The organism is Streptomyces sp. HSW2009 (assembly GCF_040240285.1).
Taxonomy (GTDB): Bacteria; Actinomycetota; Actinomycetes; order Streptomycetales; family Streptomycetaceae; genus Streptomyces.
Window position 1 is genome coordinate 1 of sequence record NZ_JBEHZD010000982.1, and the last position, 1450, is coordinate 1450.

General features: G+C 73.6%; 2 pseudogenes. Both read right to left on the bottom strand.

Going from position 1 to position 1450, the window contains the following annotated elements:
* Positions 1-102: 102 nt before the first annotated feature.
* Positions 103-1302: pseudogene (eno, locus tag AAHZ94_RS34020) on the bottom strand (phosphopyruvate hydratase); the annotation flags it as partial.
* Positions 1303-1342: 40 nt separating this feature from the next.
* Positions 1343-1450 (bottom strand): annotated as a pseudogene (locus AAHZ94_RS34025) (biotin carboxylase N-terminal domain-containing protein); the annotation flags it as partial.

Sequence of the window (1450 nt, forward strand, 5' to 3'; positions counted from 1 at the left end):
GGGGGGGGGGGGGGGGGGGGGGGGGGGCGGGGGGGGGGGGGGGGGCCGCCCCCCCCCCCGCCCCGCCGGGGGGGGGGGCCCCCCCGGCCCCGGGCGCCGGGATCAGCCCTCGAAGCGGAACCGCGGGAAGGCGCTGCGACCCGCGTAGACGGCCGCGTCGTCCAGGATCTCCTCGATGCGCAGGAGCTGGTTGTACTTGGCCACGCGCTCGGAGCGGGCCGGGGCGCCGGTCTTGATCTGGCCGCAGTTGGTGGCGACGGCCAGGTCGGCGATGGTGACGTCCTCGGTCTCGCCGGAGCGGTGCGACATCATGCACTTGAAGCCGCTGCGCTGGGCCAGCTCGACCGCGTCCAGGGTCTCGGTCAGCGAGCCGATCTGGTTGACCTTGACCAGCAGGGCGTTGGCGGTGCCGGACTCGATGCCGCGGGCCAGCCGCTCCGGGTTGGTGACGAACAGGTCGTCGCCGACGATCTGGACCTTGTCACCGAGCTCGTCGGTGAGGGTCTTCCAGCCGTCCCAGTCCTCCTCGTTCAGCGGGTCCTCGATGGAGACCAGCGGGTAGGAGGCGACCAGCTCGGCGTAGTACGCGGTCATCTCGGCCGCGCTGCGGGGCTTGCCCTCGAACGCGTACGCGCCGTCCTCGTAGAACTCGGAGGCGGCGACGTCGAGCGCGAGCGCGATGTCCTGGCCGGGGGTGTAGCCGGCCTTCTTGATGGCCTCGACGATCAGGTCGAGCGCCTCGCGGTTGGAGTCCAGGTTCGGCGCGAAGCCGCCCTCGTCGCCGAGGCCGGTGGACAGGCCGCGCTCCTTCAGGACGCCCTTGAGCGTGTGGTACACCTCGGTGCCCCAGCGCAGCGCCTCGGAGAAGGACTCGGCGCCGACGGGCGCGATCATGAACTCCTGGATGTCCACGTTGGAGTCGGCGTGCGAGCCGCCGTTCAGGATGTTCATCATCGGCACCGGCAGCAGGTGCGCGTTCGGGCCGCCGAGGTAGCGGAAGAGCGGCAGGTCGGACGCCTCGGAAGCGGCGTGCGCGACGGCCAGCGAGACGCCCAGGATGGCGTTGGCGCCGAGCGAGGACTTGTCGGGCGTGGCGTCCAGGTCGAACATGGCCTGGTCGATCAGCCGCTGCTCGGTGGCGTCGTAGCCGACCAGCTCCGGGCCGATCTGCTCGATGACCGCGAGCACGGCCTTCTCCACACCCTTGCCGCCGTAGCGGGCCTTGTCGCCGTCCCGCAGCTCAAGGGCCTCGAACTGGCCGGTCGAGGCGCCGGACGGCACGGCAGCACGGCCGGTGCTGCCGTGGGGGGGGGGCGCCCCCCGCCCCCCCCGGGGGGGGGGGGGTCTGGGCGGCCAGCGCGGCCAGCGCCGCGGGCGGCGGGCCGACCCAGGTCAGCCCGGCGGCGAGGACGGCGCGGGCGAAGTCCGGGTGTTCGGAGAGGAAGCCGTA